Genomic DNA, 19325 nt, shown 5'->3' on the forward strand with positions numbered 1-19325 from the left:
AACTTATTGAGCGGGACTGAAGTTTGATAACAAAAAAGCCATGACGGACAATGCCCGTCACGGCGAGCATCAAACCCTCCCAGCGTATCATACCTATGGGCGGGAGCAAAAAAATCCGCTACCATAAATGATAGCGGATCGGGTGCAGGGGCACGCCCCTGCTGGCGGAGATGGAGAGATTTGAACTCTCGCTACGGTTTTGCCGTACTACCGCATTTCGAGTGCGGACCCTTCAGCCACTTGGGTACATCTCCTTGTGTCAACTATACTATTATACAAGTAATCACAAAAAAAGTCAAGCCCTTTGTGCAAATTTAAGCACAAAGAGCTTGTCCGTTATCTATTGCTGAGCACGCCTCTGCATCTCCTTAACATATGCAAGCGTTTCAGGAGTGTAGCCTACCATTGCGTTGGGACAACATTGGGAGATCAATTGCATAAGCCCCATGGCGGTGTCCTTGCCCTTGGCGTATACGTTAAAACTCAGTACATTCTTCTTGTGTTTCGTGCAGACGATTATCTCGTTGGTGTAGCTGATGAAATTCATACTCGCTGTGTGCTGGTAAATGCCGTAGGCTTCCTCTCGCCAGCACATCTGAAATGGCGCTTTCTTGTTGGCAAGCACTCTGTCGGATACGATAATATGATCGTCCTGATATTGTATGTTGGCGTAAAGCTCGTCAGCCTGCTGTAAAAGATCGGGATTGGCTTTGAATATGCCGCTCTTTTCAGGGTGCGTCCTCCGTGACGTACCAAATATAAGAAAAATAACACCAGGCGTAAGCGCAAAAAGTCCAAGTATCAATACGCTGTATTCACCGGCTACTACCGCCGCAAATGAGATAAATCCACCCATTAGCGTGAGTATCACACCGCCAACTATCATTGCTATCATTCTTTTTCGTATGTTGGCAAATACTGCTTCTCGTCCCATTTTCGTTACCCCTCTTTACTTTTTATCCGTGATTCTGCTTTGCCACAAGGCTCTCTCCGCAGTATATCTTCCTGAGCTTCGGCTTCTCTATCTTGCCCGTCGGGTTTCTCGGTATGTCTGCAAAGATTATCTTGTGCGGACGCTTGTATCTCGGAAGCTTCTGGCAGAACGCCATTATCTCTTCCTCTGTGCATGGGTGGTCTGGCTTTAGTTCGATTATTGCCGCCGCTATCTCGCCCAAACGCTGGTCAGGCAGACCAATTACTGCCACGTCCCTGATAGCGTCGTGACTTCTCAAAAAGTCTTCTATCTGTACAGGGTAAAGATTTTCTCCACCACTTATAATAACGTCCTTTTTGCGGTCAACAAGGTAAATAAATCCGTCCTCGTCCTCCTGAGCCATGTCGCCCGTGAAAAGCCAGCCGTCCTTGAGAGTTTCAGCCGTCGCCTTTGGATCTCTGTAGTAGCAGGTCATAACGCCGGGACCTTTTACGCAAAGCTCGCCCACTTCGCCACGCTTTACAGTGTTGCCCTTATCATCAACTATCTTGACCTTCCAGCCAAAGCCTGCCTTGCCTATTGCGCCTACCTTGTCAATGTTATCAACCCCAAGGTGTACACAGCCCGGGCCTATAGATTCGCTAAGACCATAGTTAGTGTCATATTTGTGGTTAGGGAAAACCTTTTTCCAGCGTGCAATAAGTGACGGCGGAACAGGCTGTGCGCCTATGTGCATAAGCCTCCACTGCGAAAGCTCATACTTTGAAAGTGTCACCTCACCGCTGTCAATAGCGTCAAGGATATCCTGCGCCCATGGCACAAGAAGCCATACTATAGTACACTTTTCCCTCGATACAGTATCAAGTATAAATTCAGGCTTCACGCCCTTGAGAAGCACCGCCTTGCCCCCTGAGATAAGGCTTCCGAACCAGTGCATCTTCGCACCTGTGTGATAAAGCGGAGGGATACAAAGGAATACATCATCCTTTGTCTGACCGTGATGATTCTGTTCAACTCTTGCGGCGTGCATAAGGCTCTCGTGATTGTGCAGGATAGCCTTCGGGAAGCCGGTTGTGCCTGACGAGAAGTAAATTGCCGCATCGTCCTCATCAGTAAGCTCTATGTACGGAGTAGTGCTTGCACAATTTGCAGTGAGTCTGTCATAATGCTCCGCAAATGACGGACAGTTCTCGCCAACATAGAAAAGAAGTCTGTTCTTGCTTATCTCATCAGCTATCTCCTCAACTCTGCCGATAAACTCAGGGCCAAATACAAGAATATCCACCTCGGCAAGGTCAAGACAGTATTTTATCTCTTCAGGAGTGTATCTGAAATTCAGCGGCACTGCAAGCGCACCCGTCTTGAGGATACCAAAATAAATAGGCAGCCATTCAAGACAGTTCATAAGCAGGATACCCACCTTGTCACCCTTTTTTACCCCACGGGACAAAAGCAGATTGGCAAAGCGGTTAGCCTTTTCGTTGAAAACGCTCCAGGTTATCTCACGGCGATAATGACAGACCGGGTTAGGCTCGATAAGCTCATATTCCTTCCAAGTCACACGTCTGGTTTCTCTGATCTCAGGATTGACCTCTACCAGAGCAACATCGTTTCCGAACTCTCTTGCGTTACGCTCCAGTATCTCGGTTATAGGCATACAAAAACTTCCTTTCATAATTAAAAGCTTGAAAGCTAGAAAACTTAAAAGCTTAAAAGTATTCACAAACATATATGTTATTATTTTATCATATGATGACAAAAAAGTAAAGAGATTTGAAACAGAATAAGTGACAAAGTGAAAGATAAATAATTGTGGAGTTTTTACAGAAGAAAAGTGTTTGCCCCTACCTGAATTTGAGCGAATACCGTCAAAAAAGATAACCAACAAAAAAGACAGCCCCACATGGGAGCTGTCCCTTAACTTAAAAAGTGTACCGTTTCAGATCTTATTCTTCTGCCTTTTCTTCCTCTTTGCTCGCCTCAGCCGCCTGCTGTGCCTTGAGAAGATCCCTGATCTCTGTAAGAAGCACTATGTCCACCGGTGGCTCTGCAGGCTTTTCAGGCTCTTCATGCTTGCCAAGTGACGCAAGCTTGTTTATGACCTTCATTATTACAAAAATAACGAACGCCATGATTATGAAGTTGATGACTGCCGTCAGAAATGCGCCGTAGTTTATGTACTGACTTCCTAGTAAATGTATCTTGCCCTCTACGTCAGCACCGCCTATACAGCCTATTATCGGGTTGATAAAATTCTCAGTAAATGACGTCACGATATTCTGAAACGCAGCGCCTATGATAACGCCCACTGCCAAGTCCATGACGTTTCCTTTGAGAGCAAACGCCTTGAACTCATTTACAAACTTCTTGATAAAACCTTTTTTCTTCTCTTCCATAACGGTTACGACCTTTCGTTTTTTGTTCCGAGCCACGCTCTTATGGTCATTTTATCACATATTTTGACCATTTTCAATAGTTTTTCTACAAAGCCGTACGGTTTTACGTCGTTTTGCCCATATATGTTAATGTACTGTAAATGCTTTGTAAACAAACATGAAAAGGTATTGCATTTCCCGAAATGGTGTGCTATAATGATTAAGCTGTTTGAGTGAGGGACATGACGATGGGATATAGCCAAGAGGTAAGGCAGCGGACTTTGACTCCGTCATTCCGATGGTTCGAATCCATCTATCCCAACCAAAAACAAGCTAAATCGAACAAACATTGGGGTGTCGCCAAGTGGTAAGGCAACGGACTCTGACTCCGTCATTCCGAAGGTTCGAATCCTTCCACCCCAGCCACAAAAGGCCGTAGATTTTTCTGCGGCCTTTGTTTTTTATACATTCTTTCAGCAACCAAAAGAGAGGTCTTGCAATTGAGTATAAGTAAACATAAAAAACAAAATGTGAACAAAAATAATTCGGGATTGCGTGTTTACAAACCGGTAAAAACGTGTTATACTTAAAGTGCAAAAGGATTTCATCAAAGGAGGTCTGAAAAATGAAAAAGATAATAAACAGAAAAAATGCAGCGGCAGTGGCTTGCGCCGCTATGATGATATGTGCGGCAGGTGCTGTGCCTGACAGCGTGCTAAGTGTGAGTATGCCTGTGCAGGCGGCTGAAGCTGCGGAGCAGACAAGTCTGCCTCAGGTCACAGGGCTGACATCTAAAACGCCTGATATAAGCTCCATAAGACTTAGCTGGAACGCCGTGAATGGTGCGGACGGCTATTCTGTTGGAATGCGTTCAAAGGGTCAGTATCCTGAGATAGCAGACGTTACGGACACTACATATCTTGTTACAGGTCTGCCTGCGGCAACAAGGGAGAACTTCAAGGTAAGAGCCTATAAGATAGTGAACGGTCAAAAGGTCTACGGCGACTATTCAGTGAACTACAATTCCGCAACAAACCCACGCCCTATAAGCGGTCTTAAAGCTCAGACGGGCAATGCTTCTGTTAGCCTTTCATGGAAAAAAGTGGGCTGTTCAAACTATCGTGTCTTTATGCTGAAAAACGGCAAGTGGAAGCAGATAGCGCAGACGAATACAAACAGCTACACTGTCATAGGACTTGACGCAGGAAGCTATACATTTAAAGTAAGAGCCTGCAAGCGTGACGATAAGGGTGCAAATCACTACGGCAAATATTCGCAGGAGATAACGGCTCAGGCTGTCAAGGTGGACAAGGTCACAGGTTTGACCTCTAGGACTCCTAGCACAAGCTCTATAAAGCTTAGCTGGAACGCTGTGAGCGGTGCGGACGGCTATTCTGTAGGAATGCGTTCAAAGGGTAAATATCCTGAGATAGCTGACGTGAAAGGCACGACCTACCTTGTTACAGGTCTGCCTGCGGCAACAAGGGAGAATTTCAAGGTAAGAGCATATAAGATAGTAGACGGAGTTAAGATATACAGCGACTATTGCGAAAATTACAATTCCGCCACAAATCCAAGACAGGTAACAGGAGTAAAAGCTTCTGACATCACCGCTTCTACCCTTGACCTTAACTGGAAGTCTGTAGGCTGTACAAGCTACAAGGTGTTTATTTACACAAACGGCAAGTGGAAGAACATAGCTTCATCTACGGTAAATTCCTGCGCAATAAACGGACTTTACCCAAAGACTACATACAGATTCAAGGTAAGAGCCTGCAAGACGGACGATAAAGGTTCAAATCACTATGGTGCATATTCCGAGGAGATAACCGTTAAGACACCAAACCACACTGTCGAGGTCATAAACGGCATGAGCTATGTTGACGGAGTTCTTTTGGCGAACAAAACATATTCTCTCCCTGCAAGCTACGACCCAAAGGGTCTGACCAAAGAAACATCAGCGGCATTCAAAAAGATGCAGACCGCTGCATATAAAGACGGCATAAGCCTGTGGGTATGCTCAGGCTACCGCTCTTATTACGATCAGAGGTATCTTTATAATATGTACTGCAACCGTGACGGCAAGGCTGCGGCAGACACCTACTCCGCAAGACCCGGCTACAGCGACCATCAGACGGGCATGGCAATAGACGTAAACAACGCCAGCGACTCATTTAACGGTACAAGAGAAGCCAAGTGGCTTGCCAACAACTGTGCGAAATATGGTTTTATAATTCGTTATCCAAAGGGCAAAGAGGCTTACACCGGTTATCAGTATGAGTCTTGGCATATAAGATATGTAGGCACGCCTTTAGCACAAAACATAACCAACAGCGGACTTTCTCTTGAAGAATACTTCGGGATAACTTCGCAATACAAGGATTGACATATGGTTCAGACCGCTGTTCACAGGCATCTGTGGGCAGCGGTCTTTTGTTATTCTCCATGCTCACTTATCACTTGAAATCTTGCATTTCACCATGATCTGTGTTATACTATATTTAAGGCAATACCGCACAAAGATTGTGCGTCAGATGCGTAGTCAGATTTTTTTCAGATCGCATAAAAATTCCGCAGGCAGATGGCGTGCAAAGCCGTCAGGCGGGCTTTGTGCGGTGTTGCCTTATATATTCCACTAAGGAGGTCATCTCTATGCTTCTTTCAGGTAAGACGGTCGTTCTCGGCGTCAGCGGCAGCATTGCGGCTTACAAGATCCCAACTTTAGCAAGACTGCTTAAAAAGCAAGGCTGCAATGTTCAGGTACTCATGACACAGAACGCCACTCAATTTATAAACCCTATCACTTTTGAATCCCTCACAGGCAACAAGTGCCTTATAGATACTTTTGACAGAAATTTTCAATACAGTGTTGAACACGTTGCTCTTGCAAAGCAGGCTGACCTTGTTATGGTCGCTCCTGCTTCCGCTAACGTTATCGGCAAGATAGCATACGGCATTGCTGACGATATGCTCACCACCACTGTCATGGCTTGCCCTTGCAAGAAAATGATATCCCCTGCCATGAACCACAATATGTATCACAATCCTATCGTTCAGGACAATATCCGGAAGCTTGAGCGTTTCGGCTACGAGATGATCGCTCCTGACAGAGGTATGCTTGCAAACGGTGATGACGGCGACGGCAGAATGCCTGAGCCTGAGGTGCTTTTTGAATACATTCTTCGGGAGCTTGCTTTTGAAAAGGACCTTGCAGGCAAAAAGGTGCTTGTTACTGCCGGTGCGACCATGGAAGCTATCGACCCTGTGAGATACATCACAAATCATTCAAGCGGAAAAATGGGCTGTGCGGTGGCTAAAGCGGCTATGCAAAGAGGTGCAAAGGTAACGTTGGTGGCAGGTCATATGGAGGTTTTGCCGCCTATGTTCGTGGACGTTGTGAACGTAAAGTCTGCGGCGGATATGTTTGAAGCTGTCACAAAGCTTGCTCCTGAGCAGGATATTATCGTAAAGGCGGCGGCTGTGGCTGATTACACCCCTGTTGCGGTGGCTGACAACAAGATAAAGAAGTCTGACGATGACATGAAGATAGAGCTAAAACGCACGCAGGATATCCTCGGCTATCTTGGTCAGCACAAACGTGACGGTCAGGTCATATGCGGTTTTTCCATGGAAACGCAGGACGTTATCAAGAACTCTGAGAAAAAGCTCACCAACAAAAACTGCGATATGATATGCGCAAACTCACTAAAGACCGCTGGCGCAGGCTTCAAGACGGACACTAATGTTATCACCCTTATCACTGAGGGCGGTGCTGTGGAGCTGCCTATTATGACCAAAGAGCAAGCCGCTCACAGGATACTTGACGAGCTTTCGGCAATGATATAAGTGTACGATAATATGTACAGATAAATAGATCACGAAGGGAAATACCCAATATGAAACGTATTGAGATATATGAAAACGGCATTAATATAGTATTTGAGATAACAGACGAGAACGAGGCGAAGCTTTTGCACTTCTCTGCTCTGCCTTTTGATGAAGCCAAGACAGCTTCATACATGGGGCTGAAAACTTTCAGACCTGTAGAGATACAGGCGAGCGGTATTGACCGCCCTGACGAGCGTCACGGAAACAAATATATCGTGACCGCACCTGGCTGGAGAATGAAGTTCAAGGACTTCCGTGATGTGAACAATGATTACGGCAGAAAGCTTGAGCTTGTGACCTTTGATGAGGTCACAGGTCTTGAAGCTGTGTCCCACTATCAGTTTTACACCGGCACGTCTGTTGTACGCTGTTGGACTACCCTTACAAACAAGGGCAGCGAGGTACAGACCATTGAATATATGTCCTCCTTTGCGCTGACGGGCGTAGAAAAAGAGGGGATTAAAAAGCCTGAAGACAAGATGAAGATATGGGTATGCCACAACTCATGGCAGCGTGAATTGCAGTGGCAGGACTACACTCTTGAACAGGTGGGGCTTGCTTCATCTGCTAAGCCTACGGAACAGCGTTCATCAAAGGTATTTGCCTGCACAAACGTCGGAAACTGGTCGGCAAAGGAATACATACCAATGGGTGTGCTTGAAAACACAGAAGCAGGCTCGGTGCTGTTTTGGCAGATAGAGCAAAACGGCTCTTGGCACTGGGAGCTTTCGGACGTGGGAGGACACTTCTATTTACAGCTTTCTGGTCCGTCGGAGATAGAGTCACACTGGTATAAAAACCTTGCACCTAACGAGAGCATAGAAAGCGTGAAATGTGCAGTAGGCTCGGTGACAGGAAGCTTTGATAAGGCTATGGGCGAGCTGACGAAATACCGCAGAAAAATACGCCGCCGCAACAAGGACAATCAGAGGCTTGCGGTAATATTCAACGACTACATGAACTGTCTGTGGGGCGACCCAACGGCTGAAAAGGAGTTTCCCCTTGTGGACGCTGCGGCAGAGGCAGGCTGTGAATATTTCTGCATTGACGCAGGCTGGTATGCTGACGGCTTTTGGTGGGACGAGGTCGGCGAATGGAAAGAGAGCAGAAAGCGTTTTCCTAACGGCGTAAAGGAAGTTGCCGACTATATACGCAAAAAGGGCATGATACCTGGGCTTTGGCTTGAAATAGAGGTCATGGGAATAAAGTGTCCGCTTGTGGACAGTGTTTGCGATGACAGTTGGTTCTTCACACGTCACGGAAAGAGAGTCTATGACAGAAGCCGTTATCAGCTTGATTTCAGAAACCCGAAAGTCCGTCCCCACGCTGACGAGGTAATAGACAGGCTCGTTTCGGAATACGGCATTGGCTACATAAAAATGGATTACAACATAGAGCCTGGTATAGGCACTGAGCAGAACTGCGACAGCGTTGGCGAGGGTCTGTGGGGTCATGAAAAGGCTTACCTTGAATGGCTTGACGGTGTTTTTGCTCGTCACCCTGACCTTATTATAGAGAACTGCTCCAGCGGTGGGCTCAGAATGGACTATGCGATGCTTTCAAGATACTCCATTCAGTCCACATCAGATCAGGACGATTACAAAAAATACTGCACCATTGCGGCGAACTCCCCTACTGCCCTTTGCCCTGAGCAATCGGCTATCTGGGCTTATCCTATCACAACAGGTGACAGAGAAGAAGTTGTTTTCAACATGATTAACGCAATGCTTCTGCGTATCCACCAGAGCGGTCATCTTGGCAACATCGACCCTGAGCGCAAGGCGCTTGTTAAGGAAGCTATCAGCGTTTACAAGAAGATAAGGGCGGACATAAAGGAAGCAGTGCCGTTCTGGAGCTTGGGACTGTCCAAATTTTCGGACGACTGGGTATCTCTCGGTCTGAGAAACGGCAGCAAGGCTTATCTTGCCGTATGGAGGAGAGAGGGCAAGAGCGACACCTGCGTTTTGCCTATCGACTTCCTCAAGGGTGTTGACGCAAGAGTGAAGTGCATTTATCCTGATTTCAGCGAAACCCCTGTGGAGTTTTCAAAGGCGACAGGCAATGTTTCCGTTAAGTTTGACAGACCTTATATGGCCAGACTTTTTGAGATAGAGTGGTAAAAAAGTTACCTGCCAATAAGGGTAACTTTTCCCCACACCGCACCTTTTGCCTTGTCCGATTTTACGGACAGTTGCTCGCCTGTGGGAGATATTATCGCTGATATTCCGCAGTTTCCTGCACGGAGGACATATCTTCTGTTCTCAACGGCTCGCATTATGCAGTGGCGGTAATGCTGTTCACGGGCGGAGCTTTTGCCAAACCATGAATCGTTGGTGGAAACGCAAATTATCTGTGCGTCCTGCTCTTTCTGTCGGCTCACAAGGCTTGGGAAAATGGACTCTATACAGATAACAGAGCCTATGGTCATGCCGTCTGAGGCGAGGGGCTTGGTGTGTCTTTCGTCTGCACATTCGCTCATAGTGTCAAGGTGGAAAATGCCTGCAAAAGGTGTCTTTTCACCGAAAGGCACAAGCACTTGTTTCAGGTAGGGCGACGACGCAATGCCGTTTTTATCATAGGCGAAAAGGGCGTTGTAATCCTTGCCGTTTTCAAGATAGAACGAGCCTGTCACAAGGGTACATCCATGGGTGGCGGCAAAGTCTGATATAAGGGAAAATTCTTTTAGCTGTTCGTCATAGTCTTTCGACACGGCAGTTTCAGGAAGCAGAACAAGGTCAGTACCCCACCGCCAACAGCTTTCCATTATAGAAAGATAGGAGCGTGCTGAGTCAAGGGCTTTACGGTGTGATTTTTCCCTGCCCTCCAGACTATCCTGTGCGCAGATAACGTCTATCTGAGGGTAGATGTTATCAAGCTTTTTGTCCAGTTTTATGGAATACAGTCCGTAGCTTAAATTTGCCCCCTGCAAAAGCAGTGCAAAGGCGGTGTAGGCAAAACGCTTTTTGCCGGTATATATCTCCCCATGCAGACCGTTGAGCAGGAAAATTATAAAGCTTGTAAGGCGGCAGCTTATGAGCGTGGCGGATTGCAAAAGCAGCGGCGAGCTTGTTACAGTGAGCCATGCCGCAGACCACGGAAACGCCAAAATCGGAACTTTCTCTTGAAGCCACTCCCCTGCTGTCAAAAGCAGGCAGAGCAAAACTATCTCAGACAAACGGTGTTTGAGATGCGGTCGCAGGGGCAGGAAAAGGCTCAGTGGAAGATACATAAGGATACACTCCCACAAGGTCAGACCTAACCACGCTAAAGCGGCAAGAGGTATAGCGGCAAAGGGCGGCAGAGGGCATATTTTCCATATGGTGAGCATAAAAGTGAGCTGAAAAAGATAATACGGTGCAAAAAAGCACAGGAAATCAAGCCTGAAAGCCCTTTTTTCATGGCAGACTGACAGGCAATGCACCATTGGCGCAAAGATAAAAAACGCAAGCCACGGCAAATTCAAGATTGATTGCATAAGTGCGCTCACTATACCCGTGAGGGCGAGGAACGCTCTCCGTGAGATTTTGGGGTCAATTATTTTCGAGATATTCATGTAAATATTATGACCCGAAAGTCGCACATAATTCACAAAACTATAAAGGGAGGCAGTAAATTGGAGATCTTTATTCCGCAGTTTGTCAGAACGGCTCTTGACAGGCTGAACGAGTGCGGCTATGAGGGCTATATAGTCGGTGGCTGTGTAAGAGATAGTTTGCTTGGAAAAACGCCCCATGATTATGATGTCTGCACAAACTGCACCCCTGACAAAATGCTTGAAGTTTTCGCAGATTTCCGCACTATTGAAACTGGGCTGAAGCATGGCACGCTCACTGTTTTGATAGAGGGCGAGCCGGTGGAGATAACCTGTTATCGCAGTGACGGAGAATATATCGGTCACAGAAAGCCTGCTCATGTGACATTTCAAAGCTCGCTGGAGGAGGACTTAAAACGTCGTGACTTTACGGTGAACGCTATGGCATACTCACCAAAAGAGGGGCTTATTGACCTTTACGGTGGACAAGGCGACCTTGAAAAAGGCATTATAAAATGCGTTGGCGAGCCTGAAAAGCGTTTTGACGAGGACGCTTTGAGGATATTAAGAGGGCTGAGATTTTCCTCATGTCTTGGATTTGATATCGAGGAAAAGACCTCAAAGGCTATACTTGAACAACGTGGGCTTTTAAAAAGCATTTCTGCCGAACGCATTACGGCGGAGCTTAAAAAGCTTCTCTGTGGAAAGGGTGCAAGGAAGATATTGCTTGACTATCGTGAGGTCATAGCGGTGTTCATACCTGAACTTCGGGAAAGCTTTGATTTCAAGCAGAACAATCCCCACCATTTTCTTGATGTTTACGGTCACATTTGTTTGAGCGTTGAGAACGTCAGACCACAGTGGCAGATGAGGCTTACTATGCTTCTTCACGACATTGGCAAGCCGAGAATGCACACTGTTGACGAGAACGGCATTTCCCACTTTAAAAAGCACCAGTTCGAGGGTGCTTACATGGCGGAGAAGATATTAAAAAGGCTCAGGATAGACAACGCTTCGGCGAAATATATTTATGAGCTTATATGGGAGCATGACAACAGGATACCTGCCACGAAAAAGTCGGTTCGGAGATTTATGGCTCAGCATGACTTTGACTTTGTTATGGATTATCTGGAGGTGCGCAGGGCTGACACATATGCCCAGTCTGACTACAAACGGCAGGAAAAGCTTGCAGAACTTGACCATATCGCAGAGCTTGCAATGGAGATAAAAGAGGACAACGAGTGTATCCACATTTGCGACCTTGACATAAACGGCAAGGATCTTATACAAATGGGTTTCAAGGGCAAGGACATCGGCATTGGACTTGAGCTTGCATTGAATGGTGTTATAGACGAAAAGGTGGAAAACAAAAAAGAGGAGCTGAAAGGCTACATTGAAAGCAACTTCAAAAGGCAAGATAAAGATAATACTTAAAGGGTTGGCACTTATGCTGTGGTGCGTGGTGATATTCATGTTCTCGGCAAACAATGCTGACGAGTCCAACAAGCAGTCAAATGCGGTGTTTAACGCAGTGATAGAATTTGTCAACCCTGTATATGACAGCCTTGACGCTACAGCGCAGGCGGAATACAAGGTCACCGCCACGTTCATCATAAGAAAGCTTGCGCATTTCAGCGAATACGCCTTGCTTGGAATACTGGCGTTTATCAATCTTTCAAAGGTGAAAAAGCTTGTATACAGAGGGCTTTTTGCGGCAGTTTTTTCTTGCATCTACGCTTCAAGCGATGAGATACATCAGCTTTTCGTGCCGGGGCGTGCAGGGCAGGTGCGTGATGTTCTTATCGACACAAGCGGTGCAGCAGCAGGAATTTTACTTGCCATACTAATACGAAAAATATGGCTCAAAAGCCGTGGGAAAAAATCGTGATAACAAAAAATATCCGTGGGGGCATTTCGCTCTCACGGATATTTTATTCTAGCAAAACCTATTGCAAATCATATCGTGACCCATTGGTATCGCCTCATTCAAAGCCTTGGCTTTACTTAAATCACTTTATCTCAAGTCTTTTGGTTTCAGGCTTTACCTCCTGCATCTTTGGCAGGTCAAGGGTCAGGATACCATTCTTGTACTCTGCGGAGATATTGCCCGTATCAATGCCTGTAAGGTCAAAGCTTCTCTGGTAAGAACCGTATGTCCTCTCACGGCGGATATACTTGTCTTTCTTATCCTCTGTCTCTGCCTTATGCTCAGCTGTAAGAACAAGATCATTGCCTGAGATGTCAAGCTTGATATCGTCCTTATCAAAGCCCGGAAGCTCTGCTTCCATTACATATTTGTCGCCCTCGTCCTTGATATCGGTCTTGAAGCTCTGGAGTGCGTTTTCTCCAAAGAAATCATTCTCAAAATCATGGAATGCGTTAAACAGGTCGTAGCTCTTTCTTTCAAATGGTGTAAGTCCAAACATATAAATTCCTCCTTGATGTGTTATATCTTAAATTGTCTTGTAAGCTTTTATAATTTATTCTGCTCTTCCATTGGTATCATTTCCTTTCTTCATTGTCTTTATGATACCCCTGCTATATGTTCATTGTGTGAAGATATTGTGAACATTAGCTGAATTTTAGCACTCTCATTATGCGAGTGCTAGCATATTAGTTTTATGAGTGCTAAAACAACGTCATGACATGATATGATAATCAGCGGGCGAACGCTGTTCGCCCCTACTGCGTCAACGCCTATCACTGCTTATCGAAGCGGTCTTTAAGAAGCTTCAAGGCTTTCTTTTCTATCCTTGAAACATAGGAACGTGAGATACCAAGGCGTTTTGCGACTTCTCGCTGCGGCAGCTGCGGCTGACCGAAAAGACCATAGCGCAGAGTGACTATCTGTCTTTCACGCTCATCAAGAGAGCTTTCGATATAGCGGTAGAGCTGTTCACTGCGAATGGAAAGCTCTATTTTGTCGGCAACGTCCTCTCCGTCTGCGATTATGTCGATAAGGCAAAGCTGATTGCCGTCCTTATCGGAGTCAACAGGCTCGTCAAAGTGGATATCGTTGGCAGACTTTTTCTGTGAGCGGAAGTGCATTAGTATCTCGTTCTCCACGCACCTGCTCCCATAGGTGGCGAAGCGACAGCCTTTCTTGTGGTCAAATGTTGACACAGCTTTTATCAGACCGATAGTGCCGATAGAGATAAGATCCTCCTGATCTGTGGAATTTGAATAATACTTTTTTATAATGTGTGCCACAAGACGGAGATTGTGTTCGATAAGCTTATCCTTTGCCGCCTTGTCGCCCTGCGCCATTCTCTCAAAACACTCACGCTCCTCCTTCGCTGAAAGCGGTTTTGGAAACACGCTGCGGCTGTCAAAATGCAGTGCAAAAAATAGAAAATTCCCCGTAAGCAGTTCAAACAATGCTGAAAACATATTTGTCCCTCCTTATATAAAGTATCGCTCATACGCTTTTTAATCATATGTGCTTCGGGGATTGTACTATTCTGATTTTCACATAAGGTCGCAAAATGTTTCTGATTTGTTAAATTTGCTGAAATATTGATTGTCTTGTTTGCTAAAATCACGAATATTGTTAATAATCTGTAAATAGACGGCATTTTACTTTTATCGTTAATCAAATGGTGATATAATTATATCAGATAGGTATGTTTTTGGGGGTGAGCGCTCATGGTAAGCATAAAAGGACGGTCGGTATTCGGAAGCATTGCAAGAGGAAAGCTGACCTTTTATCATCGTGACGAATTTATCATCAACAAGATAAAAGTGTCCGACCCTGAACTTGAATACAAAAAATATATCAAGGCTAAAAACGCTGCTCTTGTAGAGCTTGGGGAGCTTTATGACCGTGCAAGGTTAAGCGTTGGGGAAGGCGACGCTCAAATATTTGTGATACACCAAATGCTTATCACCGACGAGCAATACGACAGCAGTATTCGCACAAAGATACTTGACGAGCATTTCAATGCCGATTATGCGGTCGCAAGCACTTCAAGAAGCTTTGCGGAAATGCTGGCACAGATGGACAGCGAATATATGCAAAGCAGAGCGGCTGACGTCAAGGACGTTTCAAACAGACTTTTAAGACACATATTAAATTGCGCCGACAAGCTTCCCATACTCAGAGAGAATGCCATTATCTGCACCGGTGACCTTATGCCCTCAGAAACCCTGCTCATGGACAAGGCGAAGATAAAGGGTTTCTGCACAAGGTCCGGTTCTGTGAACTCTCATACTGCGATACTTGCGAAAAATCTTGGCATACCTGCCATTGTGAACGTTGGAACGGAGCTTTCTGACGAATACGAGGGCAAGGAAGCCGTCCTTGACGGCTACAGCGGAACGCTTTACATAGAGCCTGATGAGCATACTCTAAGACAGCTTGAATACAAGGAAGCCGTTGAGGGCAGGAAAAAAGAACTTCTCACAAGGCTCAAAGGAAGAAAGAACATCACTCGTGATGGACATGAGATAAAGATATATGCGAATATACTCAACTCTGAGGAGCTTGAATCAGCGGTAAAAAACGACGCAGGCGGGATAGGTCTTTTCAGAACGGAGTTTATGTGCTTTGACAGACCTGCTTTTCCTGACGAGGATTTTCAGTTTTACATCTACCGCAAGGCATTGGAGGCAATGGAGGGTAAAGAGGTCATAATAGGCACTTATGATATAGGTGCAGACAAAATACCTGATTGTGCAGACATGAGTGCTGAGAGAAATCCCTCTATGGGCTGTAGGGGCATACGGTTTTGTCTTGAAAGAGAAAGCATATTCAAAACACAGCTAAGGGCGTTATACAGAGCGTCTGTTTACGGACAGCTTTCAATACTTCTGCCTATGGTCATAGACGTGAGCGAGATACTGAGGGTGAAAGAGCTTATCGTGCAGGTCAAGGCAGAGCTTATAAAAGAGGGCAGGAAATTTGCCGACAATGTTAAGCTCGGGGCAATGATAGAGACCCCTTCGGCGGTGATGACAAGCGATATCATAGCCAAAGAGGTGGACTTTTTCAACATCGGCACCAACGACCTTGAACAGTTCGCTTTCGGTCTTGACAGGCAAAACCCATGCTATGACAGAGTGTCCCCGAAAAATCACAGGGCACTGCTGAGAATGATAAAAATGGTGTGCGACAACGCCCATGCAAACGGCATAAAAGCGGGCATCTGCGGTGAGATAGCAGGCGACCCAACTCTCACAGAGATATTTCTGGAGCTTGACGTTGATATGCTGTCGGTAGTTCCGTCAAGGGTACTGCCGCTGAGAAAGGTGGTAAGGAGCATAAGTCTTAAAGACCCGAAAAAGGCAGAGAATGACCTGAAGCTGTTTTTATAAAAAGGATAATTTTCCTCATTCCATATAGGCGGTGGGATACGTTATCATGCGTGTTCCACCGCCTTTTTGCTTTGCTTGCAAATACGCTAATAAGGAGAGCGAACTGTTCGCCACTACAGATATTTAAACAAAGAACGTATTTTATCTTATGGTCTGTATGGTTGTCTTATGAAAATCTTAAGCGTTTCTTAAAGCGGTTGACAGTTGAAAAAGGCTATGATAAACTTATATATGCCACTAAAAAATACGTCTGAAAAAGATAAGACACAAGGAGGAGAAACTGTGAAACTAAGAAACATAAACAGAGGTTTGGTTCTTGGCGGTGTGCTTGCGCTGGGCGTTGTATGCTACTCAGTGTATGATAACAACCAGTTCAAGACTTCCAAGCCTGAGATAGAACAGACCATGAGGGATTATATCGCAGACTTGACAAGTGCAAACGTTGGAAGCAGTGATAAGTTAAAAAGTCAACTGACAGATTTTGTGAATAAGCATTATACTGACTACACCACTTCTGACAATGAGTACGCTTCGTCAAAGTCAGGACTTCTGGAGGAAATAAACCAAGCTGAAGTTGCAAAGCAGGGTGGAGATATCACCTCGGCTGAGTATGACATAAAAGAGATGTCAATAAACAAGAGTGGAGCTGACGGAGCAAAGGTCATTATGATATATAATGTGTGCTATGACGTGTCAAAGGGTGACCCGACTTTTCTCACAACCAACGGCATAAACACCATGACGAGCGGTAACTACACAAATTCCGACAACTATGAGCCTAGCAAATCTTCATACAAGGCGATTTTCAGCTATGAATATGCTGAATTTTATCTTTTGCGTACCTCTGACGGCTGGAAGATAGCAACGTCCAGCGACTACGGATATGGCGAGGATTACAACTTTGATGATAACAACAGTGACAGCGTGGCTGATGAAAGCAAGGCTGAGTCTGAGATAGTTCCGGACAGCAGTGCAGAAAAATCCGACAGCGAGGGGGCAGACAGCGTTGAGTGATACTATTCTAAAGATAAAGGGGCTTAACAAGACCCTTGGCAAAAAGCAGATACTTCACAGCATAGATATGGAGTGTTACAGCGGCGAGGTCTACGGCTTTCTCGGTCCTAACGGCGCAGGAAAGACCACAACTATAAAGATAGCAGTGGGACTTTTACAGCTTGACGAGGGTGAGATATCCATTGACGGAAAGGATATAAGAAAAGACTTTGAGGGAGCAATGGCGAACGTGGGCGGCATTGTTGAAAATCCTGAGATGTATAAATATCTTTCGGGCATGGAAAATCTCCGTCAGTATGCAAGAATGAGAGAGGGAGTAACTGAGGAGCGTATCAAAGAGGTGGTGGAGCTTGTAAGGCTTTCAAACCGCATTAATGACAAGGTGTCGAAATACTCTCTGGGCATGCGTCAGCGTCTTGGCGTTGCGCAGGCTATCCTGCACAGACCAAAGCTTCTTATACTTGACGAGCCTACAAACGGTCTTGACCCACAGGGCATAAAGGAGCTTCGTGACATACTCAAAGAGCTTGCTCACAAGGAAGGTACTTGCGTTGTGGTATCGTCACATCTCATGAGCGAAATGGAAATGATGTGCGACAGAGTGGGCATTATCGCAAACGGAAAAATGATAGGCTCATACACAATGGAGGAGCTTATCTCACAGTCTGACAGCAGTATGGCTGAATATGTACTTGAAGTTGACGACCCGCAAAAGGCTATGGGTCTTATAAAACTCGCAGACGAGGGCAAGCGTATCGACAAGGAAACAGGTGCAGTTGTACTTTCTATCCCTGTGGAGATAGAGAAGAAAAAGATAGCGTCGGTAAACAAGACGCTTATCGAGGGCGGAGTTTCACTTTACACTGTTCACCGCAGAGAGAACAAGAAGCTTGAGGACGTATTCATCGAGCTTACAGGAGGAAAGGAAGGGGGCGTACAGATTGGCTAGATTTTTCAGACTTGTGAAAAACGAGTACATAAAGGTTTTCAAAAAGCTATCCACAAAAATAATGATCGTGCTTATAATAATATGTGCGCTTGGACTTTCAGGCATTGCGCTTTTTGCAAAGCACAATATGGAGAGCAATAACTATTCAAGCTATGACGCAACCGGTGATTATCAGCAAACCATAGATTGGCTCAAAGACACAAACGGCGACCCTAACGAGATCGCAATGTGGCAGTATCTGATCGACAACGATATCGACAGCGATGATTGGAGATATGACGTACTGTCAGCCATGTTTGCAGACGGCACCGGTGATATGTCAGGGATAAAGAAGTATCTTGACGACAACGATTGGCGTGGCTTCTGTCAATACAGGCTGGATAATGACATACTCACAGAGGGCGAAAAGTGGGAATATCAATACAGGTTGGACAAGGATATTTCCTTTGACAAGTCAAACGAGAAGAAAAACGATCTTATCATGACAGTTGCAAACGCAAAAAACACCATTGCGACCATGGGCGACGCAAAGTCTGACGGACAGAACAGCAGAGCAAAGCTGGAGGATAATATAAAACTTGCACTCTATCAGCTTGACAATGATAAGCTCGACAACACAGCAAACCAAATGACGCTGTTTGAAACAAGCGAGCCTGAGCAGATAACATTCTGGACAGTGTTTCTCACAAGCACTTCCCTTGTAACAGTAGTCGCACTGCTTGCTATCGTTATTGCAGGCGGCATTGTATCCTCCGAATTTTCACAGGGGACTGTCAAGTTCCTGCTTATTAACCCTGTTAAACGCTGGAAGATACTCATGTCAAAATACTTCACTGTCATCACAGTGGGTTACATAATGCTTTGCATACTTTTCGTGGTAATGATACCTATTACAGGGCTTATGCTCGGCTTTGACGGCTTCTCAACGCCTTATATCTATGTAAGCGGCGGCGATGTAAAAGAAATGCCTACACTGCTTTATGCGGCAGAGCAATATCTGATGAAAAGCGTTGAAATGGTGGTAATGTCAACACTGGCGTTTGCTATCTCGTCACTTGTAAGAAGCACAGCCCTTGCTATCGGCGTCAGTGTATTCACAATGTGCATAGGCTCAACGGTCACACAGCTTTTGGGTCAGCTTGGACAGGATTGGGCAAGATTCCTTGTGTTCGCAAACACAGACCTTGCTTCTATCTCAAAGGGCTACTCAATATTTGCTCAGCACAGCCTGACCTTTGCCGTAGGCGTTCTTATAGCACACATGGTGGTGTTCCTGCTCACCGCATGGGACGGCTTTACAAAGCGTTCTGTATAAAACAG

The 19325-nt window shown here is 45.6% G+C and carries 15 protein-coding genes and 3 tRNA genes; 11 read left to right on the forward strand and 7 right to left on the reverse strand.

Translation table 11 applies throughout. The features are described from left to right. Nucleotides 1-162 precede the first annotated feature (162 nt). From DW015_RS09245 to mscL, 4 genes are all read right to left on the reverse strand, one after another. Nucleotides 163-254, reverse strand: a tRNA-Ser gene (locus tag DW015_RS09245). Between the two features lie 86 nt (nucleotides 255-340). Then, a complete protein-coding gene (locus DW015_RS09250) occupies nucleotides 341-934 on the reverse strand; it encodes a hypothetical protein (RefSeq protein WP_117905432.1) in 594 nt (197 codons plus the stop codon). A 22-nt stretch (nucleotides 935-956) separates the two neighbouring features. Continuing rightward, nucleotides 957-2591, reverse strand: coding sequence for a class I adenylate-forming enzyme family protein (locus DW015_RS09255; protein ID WP_117905433.1), 1635 nt, complete (start codon nucleotides 2589-2591; stop codon nucleotides 957-959). 289 nt (nucleotides 2592-2880) lie between these two features. After that, nucleotides 2881-3330, reverse strand: a complete 450-nt coding sequence (gene mscL / locus DW015_RS09260) for a large conductance mechanosensitive channel protein MscL (RefSeq protein ID WP_242993259.1) — start codon at nucleotides 3328-3330, stop codon at nucleotides 2881-2883. Between the two features lie 228 nt (nucleotides 3331-3558). Here mscL and DW015_RS09265 point away from each other — a divergent pair. The 5 genes from DW015_RS09265 (at nucleotide 3559) to DW015_RS09285 (ending at nucleotide 9317) form a co-directional block, all read left to right on the forward strand. Then, nucleotides 3559-3634, forward strand: a tRNA-Gln gene (locus DW015_RS09265). 25 nt (nucleotides 3635-3659) lie between these two features. Continuing rightward, nucleotides 3660-3735: transfer RNA gene (locus DW015_RS09270), tRNA-Gln, on the forward strand. 199 nt (nucleotides 3736-3934) lie between these two features. Next, nucleotides 3935-5695, forward strand: coding sequence for a D-alanyl-D-alanine carboxypeptidase family protein (locus DW015_RS09275; protein ID WP_117905434.1), 1761 nt, complete (start codon nucleotides 3935-3937; stop codon nucleotides 5693-5695). A gap of 266 nt (nucleotides 5696-5961) precedes the next feature. Further along, entirely contained in the window at nucleotides 5962-7155 is a 1194-nt protein-coding gene (gene coaBC, locus DW015_RS09280) for a bifunctional phosphopantothenoylcysteine decarboxylase/phosphopantothenate--cysteine ligase CoaBC (protein ID WP_117905435.1), read from the forward strand. Between the two features lie 50 nt (nucleotides 7156-7205). After that, nucleotides 7206-9317 carry a glycoside hydrolase family 36 protein gene (locus tag DW015_RS09285; RefSeq protein WP_117905436.1) on the forward strand — a complete coding sequence of 704 codons (2112 nt, stop codon included), beginning with the start codon at nucleotides 7206-7208 and terminating at the stop codon, nucleotides 9315-9317. Between the two features lie 5 nt (nucleotides 9318-9322). Here the strand turns inward: DW015_RS09285 and lnt are convergent, their stop codons facing one another. Beyond that, nucleotides 9323-10930, reverse strand: a complete 1608-nt coding sequence (gene lnt / locus DW015_RS09290; protein ID WP_117905437.1) for an apolipoprotein N-acyltransferase — start codon at nucleotides 10928-10930, stop codon at nucleotides 9323-9325. Here lnt and DW015_RS09295 point away from each other — a divergent pair. Next, nucleotides 10811-12163: an HD domain-containing protein gene (locus DW015_RS09295; RefSeq protein WP_117905438.1), complete on the forward strand. Its 1353-nt coding sequence runs from the start codon at nucleotides 10811-10813 to the stop codon at nucleotides 12161-12163. The genes lnt and DW015_RS09295 overlap by 120 nt on opposite strands. Next, nucleotides 12123-12617, forward strand: a complete 495-nt coding sequence (locus DW015_RS09300) for a VanZ family protein (protein WP_117905439.1) — start codon at nucleotides 12123-12125, stop codon at nucleotides 12615-12617. The genes DW015_RS09295 and DW015_RS09300 overlap by 41 nt, the downstream gene beginning before the upstream one ends. A 121-nt stretch (nucleotides 12618-12738) precedes the next feature. Here the strand turns inward: DW015_RS09300 and DW015_RS09305 are convergent, their stop codons facing one another. After that, entirely contained in the window at nucleotides 12739-13155 is a 417-nt protein-coding gene (locus DW015_RS09305) for an Hsp20/alpha crystallin family protein (RefSeq protein ID WP_117897306.1), read from the reverse strand. 274 nt (nucleotides 13156-13429) lie between these two features. After that, nucleotides 13430-14119, reverse strand: a complete 690-nt coding sequence (sigK, locus tag DW015_RS09310) for an RNA polymerase sporulation sigma factor SigK (RefSeq protein WP_041337407.1) — start codon at nucleotides 14117-14119, stop codon at nucleotides 13430-13432. Between the two features lie 255 nt (nucleotides 14120-14374). On the opposite strand from sigK, the gene ptsP reads away from it, so the two are divergent. From ptsP to DW015_RS09330, 4 genes are all read left to right on the forward strand, one after another. Then, the gene (gene ptsP, locus DW015_RS09315) at nucleotides 14375-16042 is read left to right on the forward strand and encodes a phosphoenolpyruvate--protein phosphotransferase (RefSeq protein ID WP_117905440.1); all 1668 of its coding nucleotides are present in this window, start codon (nucleotides 14375-14377) and stop codon (nucleotides 16040-16042) included. Between the two features lie 282 nt (nucleotides 16043-16324). Next, nucleotides 16325-17056, forward strand: coding sequence for a hypothetical protein (locus tag DW015_RS09320; protein ID WP_117905441.1), 732 nt, complete (start codon nucleotides 16325-16327; stop codon nucleotides 17054-17056). Next, complete coding sequence (locus DW015_RS09325; RefSeq protein WP_242993260.1) at nucleotides 17049-18005, forward strand: ABC transporter ATP-binding protein; 957 nt, start codon at nucleotides 17049-17051, stop codon at nucleotides 18003-18005. Before DW015_RS09320 ends, DW015_RS09325 begins: the two co-directional genes overlap by 8 nt. After that, on the forward strand, nucleotides 17998-19320 hold the full coding sequence (locus DW015_RS09330; protein ID WP_117905442.1) for an ABC transporter permease: 1323 nt from the start codon (nucleotides 17998-18000) through the stop codon (nucleotides 19318-19320). The genes DW015_RS09325 and DW015_RS09330 overlap by 8 nt, the downstream gene beginning before the upstream one ends. Nucleotides 19321-19325: the final 5 nt, after the last annotated feature.

Origin of the sequence: Ruminococcus sp. AF37-20 (assembly GCF_003460465.1) — a bacterium.
Lineage (GTDB): Bacteria > Bacillota > Clostridia > Oscillospirales > Ruminococcaceae > Hominimerdicola > Hominimerdicola aceti.

Excerpts from the sequence above, each read along its gene's own strand:
- DW015_RS09275 (WP_117905434.1), top strand. The coding sequence starts at position 3,935 with ATGAAAAAGATAATAAACAGAAAAAATGCAGCGGCAGTGGCTTGCGCC.
- mscL (WP_242993259.1), bottom strand. The coding sequence starts at position 3,330 with ATGGAAGAGAAGAAAAAAGGTTTTATCAAGAAGTTTGTAAATGAGTTC.
- DW015_RS09305 (WP_117897306.1), bottom strand. The coding sequence starts at position 13,155 with ATGTTTGGACTTACACCATTTGAAAGAAAGAGCTACGACCTGTTTAAC.
- coaBC (WP_117905435.1), top strand. The coding sequence starts at position 5,962 with ATGCTTCTTTCAGGTAAGACGGTCGTTCTCGGCGTCAGCGGCAGCATT.
- DW015_RS09285 (WP_117905436.1), top strand. The coding sequence starts at position 7,206 with ATGAAACGTATTGAGATATATGAAAACGGCATTAATATAGTATTTGAG.
- lnt (WP_117905437.1), bottom strand. The coding sequence starts at position 10,930 with ATGGGGCGTTTTTCCAAGCAAACTATCTCTTACACAGCCACCGACTAT.
- ptsP (WP_117905440.1), top strand. The coding sequence starts at position 14,375 with ATGGTAAGCATAAAAGGACGGTCGGTATTCGGAAGCATTGCAAGAGGA.
- sigK (WP_041337407.1), bottom strand. The coding sequence starts at position 14,119 with ATGTTTTCAGCATTGTTTGAACTGCTTACGGGGAATTTTCTATTTTTT.
- DW015_RS09255 (WP_117905433.1), bottom strand. The coding sequence starts at position 2,591 with ATGCCTATAACCGAGATACTGGAGCGTAACGCAAGAGAGTTCGGAAAC.
- DW015_RS09250 (WP_117905432.1), bottom strand. The coding sequence starts at position 934 with ATGGGACGAGAAGCAGTATTTGCCAACATACGAAAAAGAATGATAGCA.